Origin of the sequence: Methanobrevibacter sp. (genome assembly GCA_022775905.1) — an archaeon.
In the GTDB taxonomy this organism is placed as follows: Archaea; Methanobacteriota; Methanobacteria; order Methanobacteriales; family Methanobacteriaceae; genus Methanocatella.
On sequence record JALFJX010000004.1, the window covers coordinates 1 to 15,140 of the forward strand.

Below are 15,140 nucleotides of genomic sequence, written 5' to 3' on the forward strand. Positions count from 1 at the left end.
GTGTAATCAAAAGAATATTCAATGGAACCAATAGAAGCAGAAGTCTACAACTATCCAATAAAGAAACAAAACTCAAAAACACAATTTACAACATTTACAGAACAACACAAATTCAAGAAAAATAAGGATTTCTACAAAGCCTTTAATTTTAAAAAAAGAAATTAAAGATGAGTTAAAAACCCATCTACATTTTTTCAGGTGCAACAACACCTAAAATATCTAAAGCATTTTTAATAGTAGTTTTAGCCCTATCGACTAAAATTAATCTAGTATCTTCTACATCAGAACCAATAACTTGTTGTGATTTGTAGAATTTATTAAATGAACCAGCTAAATCTTGACAGTATTGAGTAATATTGTGAACTCTTTGTTTGTTCGCACAATCTTCAACAACTTGTGGGAATTTAGCTATTTGTCTTACTAATTCTTGTTCATCTTCATTAGGAACCCAGTTATCACTAACTTCTAATGCGCTGATATCTTTACCTGATTTTGCAAGTAATTTGCATGCTCTTGCATGAGCATATTGGATAGATGCACAACCTCTTTCAAAGCTTAAAGCTTCATCCCATTTGAAAGTTAAGTGTTTTTCAGGGGATAATTTAGCAATGAAGAATCTGATAGCTCCAACACCAATATCTTCAGCCATTGGTGCAATTTCTTCTTCAGACAAATCAGGGTTTCTGGATTTGATTTCATCATGAGCACGAGATACTGCTTCATCAATCAATTCATCAACAGATACAAATTTACCTCTTCTGGTAGACATTGAACCTTCTGGAAGAGTAATAAACTCGTAAAAGATTACTTCAGGTGCTTCTAATCTTAAGATTTCTTCAAAAATAACTTTGATTTGTTTAGCTGCTAATTTGTGGTCTGAACCTAAGATATCAAGTACAGTATCACCTAAAGTAGCTTTGTATTTGTGATATGCTAAATCTCTTGTGGAATAAAGAGAAGTTCCGTTTGATCTTCTAAGTACAAACTCTTTTTCAATATTGAAATCAGTCAAATCAATGAACATTACTTCTTCTTGTCTTGCAAATCCTTCTTTTTGGATGTAATTTACAAGGTCATTGACTTCTCCGCTTCTTACGAATTGACCTTCCCATACGAAGTCATCGTGGACAATGTTCATTCTTAAAAGAGATTCTTTCATTCCGGAAATACATTTGGAAACTACATCTTCAAAGACTTTGTTCAATTCTTCGTCAGCACCTTCTTCGTATTTTTGGATTAATTCATCAACTTTAGCATTTAAAGCAGGATCTTCTTCAACAGTTTTGTTTGCATCGAAGTATAATTTTCCAATTTTGTGGTCTATTTTATCTCCTTCATAGTCTTCGATTTTTAAACCACATTCAGTAATACCACATACGATAATAGCAATTTGTCTTCCCATATCATTTACATAATATTGTGTTATGACATCTCTTCCTGCTAATTTTAATAATCTTGATAAAGAATCTCCAAAAATGGAGTTTCTGATGTGACCAATGTGTAATGGTCCATTTGGATTAGCTGAAGTGTGTTCTAAGACAATTTTTTCACCATATGCTGGAAGTTGTCCGTAGTTTTCATCAACTTTTTCCAATAACAATTTTGAGAATTTAGAATAGTCAATGAAGAAATTTACATAAGGTCCAAAGTTTTGTACTTTGGAGAATATTTCAGGTACTTCAATTTTTTCAACTAAACCTTTTGCAACTTCAGGAGGAGAAGTTTTTAATTTTTTAGTAAGTGCAAATGCAATTGTACTTGCTAAATCACCTAAATTTGGGTTAGGTGGAAATTCTAATTTAAAATCTCTATCAACATCTACGTCATATTGATCTAATGCTTTGTTAATAGCATCAATAGCTTGCTTTTCAATTTCGAAATACATTAACTCACCTTAATAATAATTATAACCCTCTTAACCAAAGGGAAAGATAACCAATTTTTGGAATTACGACTAAATTATCGTCTACTGTTACAACTTTTTCTTTAATTTGGCTTGAAGTAACATAATACGGATCAGGAGAATCATTATTGTCCCCTTTAATTACATACATCGTAGTTCCGTTAATATCTGTAATATTAATAATTCTATGGATAACTGGTTGGTCATACCAAGCTGCATCATAAACAACTACATCACCAACTTTAACATCACTTGCATTGAACTCATTAATGCCTAAAAAATCTGCCTTTTCAACAAGAACAATGTCCCCTCTGTAAAATGCAGGTTCCATACTTCCAGATACTACCACATTCAAGTGTTGGGCAGCGATTAGAACTATAATAAGAATAACTACATATGATGCAATTTCTTTAAAATCAATTTCCATTTTAAATTACCTTCTTCTTTTTCTAAATGCCTCTTTTAAAGCAATTTCAATAGCATCGGAGGTTGTTTGTATATCTTCCATACTATGAGCATTTGAAATAAAGTTACATTCAAATTGAGATGGTGGAATAAATACACCTTGTTTTAACAAGGATTTGAAATATCTTAAGAATTGTTTTCTGTCAGATTCTTGAGCATCAGCATAATTGTAAACTGGTGCAGGATTGAAATAAATTTGGAACATTGATGCAAGTCCAACCGGTTGGATGTTGTATTCTTCATCATCGATTATGGATTGTATATTTCCTCTAAGGAACTTACCTTTTCTGTCTAACTCTTTGTAAAATACTTCGTCCAATTGAGTTAAAGTAGAAATACCTGCTTGAACAGATATAGGATTTCCTGCAAAAGTACCTGCCTGATAAACAGGACCATTAGGAGCAATCAATTCCATGATTTCCTTTTTACCACAGAAAGCACCCATAGGAAGTCCACCACCAACAATTTTACCAAGAGTGGTTAAATCAGGAGTAACACCATAATATTCTTGAGCTCCACCTCTTGAAGCTCTAAAACCAGTGATAACTTCATCAAAAATTAAAACTATGTCATTTTCTTCTGTAATTTTTCTAATAAATTCTAAAAATCCTGGTTTTGGTTCAATACAACCAACATTACCCATAACAACTTCCATGATGATACAAGCAATATTTTCTCCTTCTTTTTCAATTAACTCTGTCAAAGCTTCTTCATCATTGAATGGAACAGATAAAGTATTTTTAGTGGTATCGACTGGAATACCTGCACTATCAGGTAAAGTTGCAGCACCAGATCCACCTTTAACTAATACATAATCATGTGCTCCATGATATGCTCCTTCAAATTTAACAATTTTGTCACGACCAGTAAAACCACGTGCTAATCTTATTGCACTCATAGTAGCTTCAGTACCACTATTACAGAATCTTACCATTTCAGCTGATGGAACCCTATCAATAACTTCTTTTGCAAGAGTAATTTCATTTTCAGTTGGAGCACCATATGCACTACCAATAGTTAATTGATTAGATACTTCTCTTACAACTTTAGGGTTAGCGTGTCCTAATATTAATGGACCATATGCTAAACAGTGATCAATGTAAGTTTTTCCATCTTCATCAGTAAGTTTTGAACCTCCAGCACTTTTAACAAAAAATGGATAAGGTTTAAAAGCACGTACAGGAGAATTTACTCCTCCAGGGAAATAATTTTTAGATTCATTGAATAATTCTTCAGAATTCATTTTATCACACTATAAATGTTGTATTAATGAATTTACACAAGCAACTGCAATTGGTGTTCCACCTTTAGGTCCTTCAACAATAACATTAGGAATATTGGAATTATGTAGAGCTTCTTTTGAATCAGCAGCACCGACAAAACCAACAGGAACTCCTACAATAGCTTTAAGATTCATTTCACCTTTTTCGTATAAGTCCATAGCTTCAAAAACAGCAGTTGGAGCATTTCCAGAAACTACAATACCTTCAAAATCATTTGATGCAGCATAACGCATTGCAGCAGCTGCCCTTGTAATCTGATTTTCTTTAGCTATTTTAATTACTTCTTCATTTCTGATATAACACTCAACTTCCCCATCATATCTTGTAATACCATATTTAACCATATTAATATCAGTTAAAATAGTTTCATTATTTTTTAGGGACGTCATAGCCACATCTACAAAATCAGGACTAATTTTTACTAGTTTTGCATATTCGGGATCTGCTGTTGAATGAACAATCCTTTCAACAATATCCCTTTCAGCAGGATTTAAATCTTTGACATCATCTCCAATAAGACCACGGATAATTTCTCTACTTTTATTAGCAATATCCAAACCTTGTTTAGTTGATGCACCCATGAACATTTTGTCTGTCATAGATTAATTTTTGGATTAAATATATGTTAAATATTTTGATTATTTATAAAAAAAGATGAAAAATTAAGTAAAAATTATTTATCACTTGCAGATAAACCTGCTAGATATCCAGTTGAAAAGGCAATTTTTAAATTATATCCTCCTGTTGGACCATGAACATCCAAAACTTCACCTGCAAAGTATAAATTAGGAACAACAGTTGATTCCATAGTTTTTGAATTTATATTAGTTAAATCAATACCTCCAACAGTCACTTTAGCCAAATCCCCATTAAAACCAGTTATTTCAAATGAAAACCTTTTTAAATTTTCGATTAATCTGTTTTTACTTTTTTTATTGACTCTGGACAATTGAGTTTCACCATCAATACCCGTTTCATTTAAAAAGAAGTCTATGAATCTATTTGTTAAGAATTGCTTCAAATAGTTTTTAATCATTGCTTTTCCTTTAAAATCTTGATTAAATTTTTCATTTAACTCCTCACGTGTGAAATCAGGACATAAATCTATAGCAATATTAAAATTAATATCAGGATTTTCCTTTTCTAATAAGTTATAACTTATAACTTCTGAGATTTCATTACTCAAATCAATTATTCCGGGACCTGTCATCCCAACATGTGAAATTAAAACATTACCTCGAACCTTAGTTTTCTTATAACTTATAACAACATCATACAACGTTACACCAGCAATACTTGACAAATCTTTCGCTGTAATTAAAGGAGATAGGCCATATTTGATGTCTGTCAATGGCTGTTCAGTAAGAGAATAATTCCCAATATTGCAACCTGTTTGCGGGTAAGTCATACCCCCTGTTGCAATAATAATCTTGTCTGCTTTTAACTTATCATTAATAACAAAATCTTCACTTATACTTTTAACTTCAAAGTTATAACTTATAACTACATCTTTCAGGTAATCTATTAGAATATTAAGAACATCCTTAGATTTCTCACTTTCAGGAAATATTCTATTATTATCTTCTTCAATGAAATTTAATCCTTTATTTTCAAAAAATGAGAGTAATTTTTCATTAGTAAGTGTATAAAAAGAGTGCTTTAAAAAATTTTTTTGAGGATAGAATTTTAATAGCTTTTTTATCGGTTTTGCATTGGTAATATTACACCTACCACCACCACTCATTAAGAGTTTACGACCTAGTTTAGAGTTTTTTTCAAGCAATATAACGCTTGAGGAATTCTGACTTGCAGCAATTGCCGCCATGATTCCCGCTGGTCCGCCGCCAATAACAGCTATTTCATATTCATCCATAATATCTAAAAAAAGAAAAGAAATTAAGGGGTTAATCTGTGTCTGTCTCTAGGGAAGAGTACACATTCACGGATGTTTTCAGATCCAGTAAGTACCATAGTTAATCTATCAGCACCTACACCCCAACCTGCGTGAGGAGGCATACCGTATTCAAATGCTTTAAGATAGCTTCCAAATCCAGCAGGGTTTAATCCTCTTTCTTCGATTTGTTTTACGAGTAAATCGTATTGGTGTACACGAGTAGCACCGGAAGATAACTCTAAGTTGTTGTACATTAAATCGAAAGCATGGGAGTATTTTTCGTCTCCTTCTTGAGGCATTACATAGAATGGTTTAATTGCAGATGGCCATTCGGTTAAGAAGTAGAATCCACCCATAGTGTCTCCTAATGCTTTTTCAGCTTCACGAGATAAGTCTTCTCCCCATTCCATTTCTACTCCACGAGAGTTAACAATATCAACTGCTTCGTCGTAGGTTACAACTGGGAAGTTTCCTTTAGGTACTTCTAATTCACGTCCTAAAACAGCTAATTCATCAGCACATTTATCATTGATATCAGTTAAGACGTTAATGAGCATATCATTTAATACTTTCATTACATCAACATCGTCCATGAAGGAAGCTTCTGCATCGATGGAAACCGCTTCATTTAAGTGTCTTAAAGTATCATGTTCTTCTGCTCTGAAAATTTGACCAATTTCGAATACTTTGTCCATTCCAGCACCCATCATCATTTGTTTGTATAATTGAGGGGATTGTCCTAAGAATGCTTCTTTTTCAAAGTAAGTAATTGGGAATAATTCTGTTCCTCCTTCAGTAGCGGAAGCTACAAGTTTAGGAGTGTTAATTTCATAAAATCCATTATCATAGAAGTAATCTCTGATGGTATGGAACATTTGACCTTTGATTTTGAAAATTGCTGAAACATTTTCTTTTCTTAAATCAATGAATCTTGAATCTAATCTGGTATCGATTCCAGCTTGAACTTTTTCAGTAGGATCCATTGGTAAAGGTTGATTGGATAAGTTTAATACTTTAATTTCTTTAGGAATAATTTCCACACCATTTGGTGCTTTTGGAGCTTCTTGAACTAATCCTTTAATAGCAACAACGGATTCTTTTCTGAATTTTCTAATATCTTCTAATATTTCTGCTTCTACTTTTTTACTTGGAGCGGTTAATTGAACTCTACCAGTAACATCTCTGATAATTACAAAGATAATTCCACCTAAGTCACGGATTTCATGTACCCACCCCATGATGGTAACGTCACTACCTGCAATTTCTGGGGTAGTTTCTTTAGCGTAATGAGTTCTTCTCCAGTCATTTAATAAACCTTGCAAATTATTCACCTCGGTTATAAAAATAAAAATAATGATAAAACTTTCATTATAAATGTAATTTATGTTTTAATGTTTAATAAATATATGTAAAAAAAGAAAGAATTTAAAAAATAAAATTTATTCTTTAAATTTAGTTTTGTCTAATGTTTTAACAACCTTTGCTGGAACACCAACAGCAACTTCACAGTCCCCAACATCTTTTGTAACAACTGCACTGGCTCCAACAATAGCATTTTCACCAATTGTTACTCCTGGAAGAATAGATGCACCAGCACCAATCCAAGCTCCTTTTTTAATATGAATTGGTTTGCATGTTAAAATATTACGTTCATACTCATCATGATTATTTGATAACAATTGAACATTTGCGGCGATTAACACATCATCTTCAATTGTTATTCCACCACGAGCCATCAAAAGACTATTAGAGTTAATATAAACATTTTTACCAATTTTAACCTTATTTAATGCAGCACCTGCAATAGGTGCCATTACAAATGAATTTTCATCCAAATCCAGTAATTCATTCATAATTTCAATATACTCATCAGATCTTGGTAAAGTATGATTTAATTTAAAAATTAACTCTGTTTCGTGAGCATAGTAAATTAAATCTTCTTCCGTTTGTTCATCCATATTAACTTTTTCATAATCCATTTATTCATCTCTTAATCTAGTTTTAAATGAATTTGCATGTGCAAAGAATCCTTCATATTCCGCAATTGGTACTGAAGTTTTAGATAAGTCTTTAAGACCATCTTTTGTAATCCTTTGAACAGTCGGTTTTTTAATGAATGCTTCAGTAGATAAACCTGAATACATTTTAGCTCCCCCACCTGTTGGAAGAACGTGGTTAGTTCCAGACCCATAGTCTCCCGCTGCTACTGGAGAATAGGAACCTAAAAATATTGAACCTGCATTGTTGACTTGTGACAATGTTTCATCATCATCTTTAGTGGTAATGATTAAATGTTCCGGAGCATACTCATTTGTAACATGAATAGCTTCTTCAAAAGTGTTAGTGATAATAATTTTTCCACTTTTAGATAATGATTCTTCAATGATTTCACGTCTAGGAGCAATTTCAGTTAATTGTTTTACGAATTCATCAGTTTTAAGAGCTAAATCTTCAGAGTCAGTGACTAAGAAACATGATGCATTAGGGTCATGTTCTGCTTGTGCCAAAATATCAGTTGCTAAAAATTCTGGATTTGCAGTATCATCAGCAAGGATTAAAACTTCAGATGGACCTGCAGGGAATTCAATGTCAACTTGACCATAAACTAATTTCTTAGCTGCAGTAACGAATATATTTCCCGGACCTACAATTTTTTCTACACGAGGAATGGATTCAGTTCCATAAGCGAGTCCTGCAATAGCCTGTGCTCCTCCAACTTTATAGATTTCATCAGCACCAGCAATATCCGCTGCAACAAGAATTGCATCTAAAATTTTACCGTCTTTTTGTGGAGGTGTAACACATACAACCTTTTTAACACCTGCAATTTTAGCAGGAATAACAGTCATTAAAATTGATGAAGGATAAGCTGCTCTTCCTCCAGGAATGTAACATCCAGCAGAATTTATTGGTCTTACGATTTGACCTGCAACAATTCCAGGATTTACTTCAATTTCCCATTCACCAGGAATTTGTTTTTTATGGAATTTTTCAATATTTGCAGCTGCTTGTTTTAAAGCGACAAGTAACTCGTCATCTAAAGTATCATAAGCCTCTTTAATTTCATCTTCAGATACTTTCAAATCTTCTATTGTAACTCCATCAAATTTTTCAGTATACTCACGAATAGCTTTATCCTGATTGTTTTTAACATTGTCCAAAATATCTGAAACAATGTCTAAAACCTTATTTACGTCTTCTTCTGATCTTTTGATAGTTTCCACTAAATCAATGTCAGCATATCTTAATATTTCCATTTTAAAACTACCTTAAAATAGCACCTGTATCAGCAGAGTGAACTAATTTTTGATATAATCTTAACCAGCCATCTAAATCTCTTTCAGGATGTTTGACTGATTTTAATCTTTCTTCAATTTCTTCATCTGAAAGTTCTACATTAATAGACCTGTTAGCAATGTCAATTTCTATGATATCTCCATTTTGTACAGCTGCAATTGGACCATCTTCCATTGCTTCAGGAGATACGTGACCTATACAAGGTCCTCTTGTTCCTCCAGAGAATCTACCGTCAGTAATTAAACCTACATCTTTGATGTTCATACCAGCGAGAGCTGAAGTTGGGTTTAACATTTCTCTCATACCTGGACCTCCTTTTGGTCCTTCGTATCTGATTACAACAATGTCCCCTTCTTCGATTTCATGGTTAAATATTGCTTTTGTGACATCTTCTTCACAGTTGTATACTTTTGCAGGTCCTTTAAGATGTAACAAGTGGTCTGCAACAGCGCCTTTTTTGACTACACTTCCATTTGGTGCAAGATTACCTTTTAAGATTGCAATTCCACCATCTTCATGGACAGGATTATCCAAAGTATGGATAACATCAGTATTTTTATTTTCAACAGTCTCCAAGTTTTCTTTAATTGTTTTACCGGTTACTGTTAACTGATTAGTATCAATTTTATCGCCTAATGTTTTTAATACAGCTTGAATACCACCAGCTAAGTGTAAATCCATCATTGAATCTTCACCAGCAGGAGAAATAAGAGCAATATGAGGCACATTTCTTGAAATTTTATCGAATAATTCTAAATCAACAGACAAACCTTTAACTTCACTTGCAAGAGCAGGGATGTGAAGAGCAGTATTGGAAGATCCACCTAATGCCATATCAACTGCAATAGCATTGTTAAATGATTCTTGAGTTAAGATATCAGATGGTTTAATGTCTTCTTCAACGAGTTTAACAATTTGTTTACCTGATTTTAATGCAATTTGATTGTTTTCTTCAGTTCTTGCATGAGTGGTTGCACAAGTTGGAAGGGATAAACCTAATGTTTCAGTAATACAAGCCATTGTATTTGCGGTAAATAAACCTGAACAGCTTCCAGCACCAGGACAAGCACATTTTTCAAGTTCAGTTACTTCCTCTTCAGACATTTTACCAGCAGAACAAGCACCAACTGCTTCAAATACAGTAATTAAATCAGCAGGTTTACCTTTATATTCACCAGAAACCATTGGTCCACCAGTAACAACAATTGATGGAACATCTACTCTGGTTGCACCCATAATCATTCCAGGAACCACTTTATCACAGCTTGGAATCAATACAAGTCCATCAAAAGCATGTCCTTTAGTCATACTTTCAACAGTAGCTGCAATGATTTCTCTAGAAGGCAAGGAATATTTCATACCCTCATGGTTCATACTGATTCCATCACAGATTGCCATTGTGTCAAATTCAAATGGAATACCACCAGCAGAAATAATACCTTCTTTAACGAATTCAACAAGTTCTTTTAAATGGATATGACCAGGTACGATGTCTGTAAAACTATTTGCAATACCAATAAATGGTTTTTTAAAATCATCATCATCGAGACCACAAGCTCTTAAAAGAGATCTGTGTGGAGCTCTTTGAATTCCTTTTTTTACACTATCACTTTTCATTTAATCACACAATTAAATTAATCATTAATATATATTTAATTTATAACTATTATAATATTATGTAAAATAAACATTCCTTTAAATAAAAAGTTTATATTGCAAATAAAATAAAATATATTGATTACTATGAGTACATTAGAAAAGATGAAAATTCTTACAGATTCAGCCCAATATGACTTATGTGACTACGTTAGTCATCATAAGAGTTCTCAGATAAATTTACCAGGAATTTATGAAGCAATAGGCCATAATGGATGTAAAATTCCCCTTTTCAAAACACTCATGAGCAATAAATGTAAAAATGACTGTAAATACTGCATTAACCAAGCAAAAAGAAACTTTACAAGACTAGAATTATCACCTGAAGAACTTGCAAAAGCATTTCTTGGATATTATAATAGAGGATTAGTAAACGGTTTATTTTTAAGTTCAGGTATTTCAGATGATATAGACTCAACTATGGAAAAACAAATAGAAACCGTGAGTCTACTTAGAATAAAATACGGTTATGATGATTATATTCATCTTAAAGTCATACCTGGAGCAAGTAGAGATGCAATTAAAAGAGCAATGGCCCTTGCTAATCGGGTCAGTATCAATATTGAAGCAGCAACACCTTCAGGACTTGCCGAATTGTCATCCACAAAAGATTACAATAAAGATATTTTGAAAAGATTATCCTGGATAAATTCTCTACAAAACAAAAGTACAACATACCCAAATTCTACTCATACAACACAATTGATAGTTGGTGCAAACAACGAAACCGACAAGGAAATATTGAGTAGAATGGAAAAGATATACAAAAAGTCCGATTTAAAAAGAACCTATTTTTCAGCGTTTACTCCAATTGAGGAAACAGAATTTAAAGATAAGGAAGCATGTTCAACTGATAGAACATCAAAGCTATATAATGCAGATAGCTTGATTAATTCATATAATTACAATGTCAAAGAATTAATTTTTGATGAAAATGACAAACTATCTCTTACACAAGATCCAAAGATATTGGCTGCAAAGAATATGAATATATTCCCAGTAGAGATAAATAGTGCACCTTTTAGAGAACTAATTAGAGTTCCAGGAATAGGTACAAAATCCGCTCGTGAGATAGTATCTATTCGAAAGAAAAAACCATTCTCCAATAAAGAACAACTTCACAGATTAGGAGTTATAATTGATAGGGCAGACCCATACATAAAAATTAATGGAGAATATCAAACTACTTTTGATTTTTAAACTTTTTTCAATATAATTTTACTATTTAAAGTAATAAATATGAGAATAAATTAGTCAAAAATTAAGTATAATGATAGAAAAAATTTGTATACAATATAGTTATAATAAAATATATTAAGTATAATTTCAAGTGTAAATAGAATAAAAAAATATAATATAGAATAAAAATAAAAAGAATGAAAATTAGTATTCATCAAATAAAGCCCATATTTCAGGGTATTTTTTAGCAACAGCTTCTTCAATTAACTTAGAAGCCTCTTTAGAAATACTAAACTCCGGTTCAGTTTTTCTTAAGTATCTGAAAACAGCCGAAGATCTTGAAGACCATAAAGTTATTCTTGGATTTTTATCGACAATTTCTTTAACTTCAGCTACATGTTCCTTAACTTTGAGTTCTTGTGGTGTCGGTAAACCCTCTTTGCCACCTTGTATGCCAGATACCACTTCGGATTCTTCAGTATCCACCTGTATCTCTTTTTTGATGACATCTTCATCGGAATCAATAGAATTTTTTTGATCATTTTTTTCTTCCTCTATTTGTTCGAATATATTTTTTTGAGTATCATCATTGTCATTAGACACTTCAACAACAGGAGTCTCTTCTTCTATATCGCTGGAAAGTTCTTCATTAGGAGTATTTTCTTCATTAATATCTTCAGACTCTTCAATTATTGTTTCTTCTTCAGGAACTTTATCTTCAGTTTCATTCAACAAATCTTCAAGGGAAAGTGTTGAATTACTATCAAAATCTTCATTGTAAAAATCAGGAATTAATGAATCTAAACCTTTTCCAAGTCCTTTTCTAACCATTATTTTCCTCCAGCAACTTCAGAATTATTTTGAACTTTATCCATTGATTTGACCATATTCAATTGAATATTTTCATCTCTTTGAATAATTTCCTTTGCTAATTTTAAATAAGCTTTAGTACCAGTACTGTCTGGATCATAAATTAAACAAGGTTTACCATAACTAGGAGCTTCAGCTAACCTAATATTTCTTGGAATAATTGTTTTAAATAGTAAATTTGTTCCACCAAAGTATTTTTTAAGCTCTTTATGAACATCTTTACTAAGTCTAGTTCTTTTATCAAATAGAGTGAGGAGAATTCCTTTGATTGGAGTTGGACTTCTAAGTCTTTTTTCGACTAATTTAATAGTATTAATTAAATCAGCTACTCCCTCAAGTGCATAATATTCAGCTTGGATAGGTATTAAAACACTATCTGAAGCTACTAATGCATTGACTGTTATGACACCTAATGAAGGAGGTAAATCGATGAATATGTAATCAAATAATGGTGCAACATCTTTAAGAGTTTCCTGTAAAACTATATGATAGTTTTCACGTCTGGAAAGCTCCATTCCTGCTCCACTAAGAGATATATTACTTGGGATAATAAATAAATTTTTAATAAACGTAGGAATTGTTGCTTTTTTAACACTAATATCCCCTATAAGAGCATCATATATTGTATTTTCTATCTTAGTTTTATCAATCCCAAAACTAGTTGTAGCATTAGCTTGGGGATCCATATCTACAACTAACACAGATTTACCCATTACAGCTAGAGATGTTGCAGTATTTACAACAGTAGTTGTCTTACCACAACCCCCTTTTTGATTCATCACCGCGATTATTTCACTCATTTAAGAATTCTCCTATATCTGATAAGTTTTAAGTAATCAGGTATAACTTAAAACTTAAAAATTTAAAGGGTTAAAAGAATAACTTCTCAGTTATTCAGTATAAGTTAAAAGGATTAAGTTAAATCTTTTCAGGTAAAACTTAAAAGGAATGACTTATCAGTTTTAACTTCTAAGGGATAGGAATTAAGTTTTAAGTTAAAACGTACAAGTTATAAAAAATAAGTTTTAAGAAATAACTTATCATAACTAACTTTTAACAAATAAGTTATATTTTATAACTTCTTCCTTATAAAGTATTTGTTTTCACAAATAAGTTATTAGTTATTTGTTAATAGTTATAAGTTATAAGTTGAATAAAATGATAACTTATAAGTTATAACAATGAAAAATAATAAAAAAATAAAGAAAATAAAAGGGAAGTTATTTGGAGTTAGGCATTAAGCCATCGAAATAACTTGCATATCCTTTTAAATCTAACATTCCATGACCAGAGAAGTTCATAACAATAGTCTTTTCTTCTCCAGTTTGTTTACATTTCAATGCTTCATCAATAGCAACTTTAATTGCATGAGTAGTTTCAGGAGCAGGTAAGATACCTTCATTACGAGCAAAAGTAATACCAGCTTCAAATACATCTCTTTGATGAGCAGATCTAGGTTCAATGTAACCTTCTTTAGTTAAAAGAGAAACTTGTGGTGACATACCGTGATATCTTAATCCTCCAGCGTGTACAGAAGGTGCAACGAAATCGTGACCTAAAGTAAACATTTTGAGCATTGGAGTAAATCCATTTACATCACCAAAGTCATATTCATAGCTTCCTTTAGTTAAGGTAGGACAAGCACTTGGTTCAACCGCGATAAATTGAGTGTCTGATTTACCAGCAATTTTGTCTTTAATAAATGGGAATAAGGATCCTGCAAAGTTACTTCCACCACCAGCACAAGCAATCATGACATCAGGTTCTTCATCAGCAATTTCTAATTGCTTTTTCAATTCTTGACCGATGATTGTTTGGTGTAACATTACGTGGTTTAATACACTACCTAAAGTGTATTTAACTTCATCATTTTCTAAAGCTTCTTCCATAGCTTCAGAAATAGCTACACCTAATGATCCAGGGTGATCTGGGTTTTGGGCTAGAATTTCACGGCCAATTTTTGTATTTTCACTTGGAGATGCAAAAACATTACCATTGTAAATGTTCATGATATTTTTTCTGTCAGGTTTTTGATTGAAAGAAACTTTAACCATATAAACAGTGCATTCTAAATCAAGTAAGTTACATGCAAGTGATAATGCAGTACCCCATTGACCAGCACCAGTTTCAGTGGTTAATCTTTCAACACCTTCTTTTTTAGCAAAATATGCTTGAGGAATTGCGGAATTCAACTTGTGAGAACCAGTAGGTGAAGTATCTTCACGTTTATAATAGATTTTCGCAGGAGTTCCTAAATATTCTTCAAGTCTAGTAGCTCTAAATAATGGAGATGGTCTTCCCATCTGCATGTAGAGTTCTCTGACTTCTTTTGGAATTTTGATGTAACGTTCGGTTGCAAATTCTTGTTCTAAACCTGCTTTTGTAAATGCCTTTTGAAGTGAAGCAATTTGGTCTTTTCCTTCACTGTTTTGAGGCATTGGAAGCTCAACAGGCAAATCAGCATTAATATTATACCATTCCTTTGGCACTTCATTTGAGTTAAGAGTAATTTTATAATCCATGATAATATTTACTTTAATGTACTATTTAAACCTTTTTTGTACAAATATGTACACTTTAATTATTAATAATA

At 32.2% G+C, this 15,140-nt stretch carries 12 protein-coding genes and 2 pseudogenes; 1 reads left to right on the plus strand and 13 read right to left on the minus strand.

The window, feature by feature from the left end; genetic code table 11:
* Nucleotides 1-184: 184 nt before the first annotated feature.
* The 10 genes and pseudogenes from argS to ilvD form a co-directional block, all read right to left on the minus strand.
* A complete protein-coding gene (gene argS, locus MR875_00785; protein ID MCI6993390.1) occupies nt 185-1,885 on the minus strand; it encodes an arginine--tRNA ligase in 1,701 nt (566 codons plus the stop codon).
* Nucleotides 1,886-1,904: 19 nt separating this feature from the next.
* Nucleotides 1,905-2,330, minus strand: a complete 426-nt coding sequence (locus MR875_00790; GenBank protein ID MCI6993391.1) for a signal peptidase I — start codon at nt 2,328-2,330, stop codon at nt 1,905-1,907.
* 6 nt (nt 2,331-2,336) lie between these two features.
* Nucleotides 2,337-3,611, minus strand: a complete 1,275-nt coding sequence (hemL, locus tag MR875_00795; protein ID MCI6993392.1) for a glutamate-1-semialdehyde 2,1-aminomutase — start codon at nt 3,609-3,611, stop codon at nt 2,337-2,339.
* Between the two features lie 9 nt (nt 3,612-3,620).
* Complete coding sequence (locus tag MR875_00800) at nt 3,621-4,250, minus strand: cobalt-precorrin-8 methylmutase (GenBank protein ID MCI6993393.1); 630 nt, start codon at nt 4,248-4,250, stop codon at nt 3,621-3,623.
* Nucleotides 4,251-4,324: 74 nt separating this feature from the next.
* The gene (locus tag MR875_00805; GenBank protein MCI6993394.1) at nt 4,325-5,524 is read right to left on the minus strand and encodes an aminoacetone oxidase family FAD-binding enzyme; all 1,200 of its coding nucleotides are present in this window, start codon (nt 5,522-5,524) and stop codon (nt 4,325-4,327) included.
* Between the two features lie 23 nt (nt 5,525-5,547).
* Complete coding sequence (gene aspS, locus MR875_00810; protein ID MCI6993395.1) at nt 5,548-6,867, minus strand: aspartate--tRNA(Asn) ligase; 1,320 nt, start codon at nt 6,865-6,867, stop codon at nt 5,548-5,550.
* A gap of 192 nt (nt 6,868-7,059) precedes the next feature.
* Nucleotides 7,060-7,149, minus strand: a pseudogene (locus MR875_00815) (sugar O-acetyltransferase).
* Nucleotides 7,150-7,266: 117 nt separating this feature from the next.
* Nucleotides 7,267-7,359, minus strand: a pseudogene (locus tag MR875_00820) (hypothetical protein).
* Nucleotides 7,360-7,524: 165 nt separating this feature from the next.
* A complete protein-coding gene (gene hisD / locus MR875_00825) occupies nt 7,525-8,802 on the minus strand; it encodes a histidinol dehydrogenase (GenBank protein MCI6993396.1) in 1,278 nt (425 codons plus the stop codon).
* 7 nt (nt 8,803-8,809) lie between these two features.
* Nucleotides 8,810-10,459 carry a dihydroxy-acid dehydratase gene (gene ilvD, locus MR875_00830; protein MCI6993397.1) on the minus strand — a complete coding sequence of 550 codons (1,650 nt, stop codon included), beginning with the start codon at nt 10,457-10,459 and terminating at the stop codon, nt 8,810-8,812.
* 126 nt (nt 10,460-10,585) lie between these two features.
* On the opposite strand from ilvD, the gene MR875_00835 reads away from it, so the two are divergent.
* A complete protein-coding gene (locus MR875_00835) occupies nt 10,586-11,698 on the plus strand; it encodes a radical SAM protein (protein ID MCI6993398.1) in 1,113 nt (370 codons plus the stop codon).
* 183 nt (nt 11,699-11,881) lie between these two features.
* Here MR875_00835 and MR875_00840 read toward each other — a convergent pair whose 3' ends face one another.
* From MR875_00840 to MR875_00850, 3 genes are all read right to left on the minus strand, one after another.
* Entirely contained in the window at nt 11,882-12,508 is a 627-nt protein-coding gene (locus MR875_00840) for an AAA family ATPase (protein ID MCI6993399.1), read from the minus strand.
* Nucleotides 12,508-13,347: a ParA family protein gene (locus tag MR875_00845; protein MCI6993400.1), complete on the minus strand. Its 840-nt coding sequence runs from the start codon at nt 13,345-13,347 to the stop codon at nt 12,508-12,510. Before MR875_00845 ends, MR875_00840 begins: the two co-directional genes overlap by 1 nt.
* Nucleotides 13,348-13,767: 420 nt before the next feature.
* A complete protein-coding gene (locus MR875_00850; GenBank protein ID MCI6993401.1) occupies nt 13,768-15,069 on the minus strand; it encodes a TrpB-like pyridoxal phosphate-dependent enzyme in 1,302 nt (433 codons plus the stop codon).
* Nucleotides 15,070-15,140: the final 71 nt, after the last annotated feature.